The sequence below is a fragment of the Flavobacterium sp. ACN2 genome (assembly GCF_002303885.1).
Lineage (GTDB): Bacteria > Bacteroidota > Bacteroidia > Flavobacteriales > Flavobacteriaceae > Flavobacterium.
On record NZ_MRCM01000042.1, the window covers coordinates 1 to 1,415 of the forward strand.

At 35.1% G+C, this 1,415-nt stretch carries 2 protein-coding genes; both read left to right on the plus strand.

Features of this window, described 5'->3' with window-relative positions:
- Positions 1 to 68 precede the first annotated feature (68 nt).
- Complete coding sequence (locus BSF41_RS23495; RefSeq protein WP_095931903.1) at positions 69 to 416, plus strand: transposase; 348 nt, start codon at positions 69 to 71, stop codon at positions 414 to 416.
- A 145-nt stretch (positions 417 to 561) separates the two neighbouring features.
- Positions 562 to 1,392: a transposase gene (locus BSF41_RS23500; protein WP_253251883.1), complete on the plus strand. Its 831-nt coding sequence runs from the start codon at positions 562 to 564 to the stop codon at positions 1,390 to 1,392.
- The last annotated feature ends 23 nt before the right edge of the window (positions 1,393 to 1,415 follow it).

The window sequence follows — 1,415 nt, forward strand, 5'->3', positions numbered from 1 at the left end:
GGATCAAGAACAAATCTTGGGGAGGAATGTCAAAATAAAATAAGAGATTTGTACTCTAAGAATTTAAGATGGATCCTATAGAGCTTTTAAAATTTATGCTTCCTGATTTTTTAGTCGACCACTTTGATGTGGTTTCCAGTGCTAATACAGAAGAAGTTTTACACTTGTATTTTGAAGAGAAAAGTAAAGTTCCAGAAGAGTTTAATACTTTGGAATTAGTGTCAAAGGGTTTTCAGGACGAGATTACCATTCAGGATTTTCCTCTTCGGGGTAAATACGTATATCTACATATCAAAAGACGCCGCTGGACCAACAAAACCACGGGAAAAATTATTAAGCGAGACTGGCAATTAGCAGCTAAAGGAACCCGTATGACTCAGGAGTTTGCGGCTTTTTTAAAAGAAATTAATAGATAATAGTGCCACAGATTGTCACACTATTGGAGGTTTCTTTGGTGTTAACGGAAAGAAGCTTCAAAGACAATACAAAAAACACCTGAGCTCTTTCATTACTTGGACTCCAAGAGAGCATGCACATCAATGGATTATTTATCCTGAGAATATGGGTACACATTTATCAATTGATGAAGTAGCTTTATCTCAGGGTGAACTTTACACTATTGTCACCAACAAGAAGTTCAAAGGCAGGAAAGGCTCCTTAGTAGCTATTATTGCCGGAACAAAAGCAGAACAAGTTATAGAACACATCTCTAAGATTGATTATCAAAAGAGAGCTTCTGTAAAAGAAATAACACTGGACATGGCCAATTCGATGAAGTTAATCTCTAAGAGATGCTTTCCCAAAGCCATACAGGTTACTGAGAGATTTCATGTTCAAAAACTAGCCCTGGAGGCATTGCAGGAAATCAGAATCAAACATCGATGGGAAGCCATGGATTTTGAGAATCAATTGATATTGCAGGCAAAATCAGAAAACAAAACATACATTCCCAAGCTTTTAATCAACGGAGATTCCGTAAAGCAGTTATTAGCCAGAAGCAGATATTTACTTTATAAATCTCGCGAAAAATGGACTCAAAGCCAAAATGAAAGAGCTCAACTTTTATTTGAGTTATATCCCGATCTAAAGAAAGCTTACAATTTAAGTCAACAACTCCGCGGAATTTATAACAATAACAACGATAAACATATTGCCATGACAAAACTAGCCCATTGGTATAGAAATGTAGAGGAATCAGGTTTTAAAAACTTCAATATCCTACTTAATACCATTTCTTTTAACTACCAGTCAATCTTAAATTATTTTGATAACAGAAGTACTAATGCTTCAGCAGAATCTTTCAATGCAAAATTAAAAGCTTTTAGATCGCAATTTAGAGGAGTCAGGAAAATAGATTTTTTCTTATTCAGATTATCTAATCTTTTTGCTTAATCCCCAACTTTTGCACCTGATCC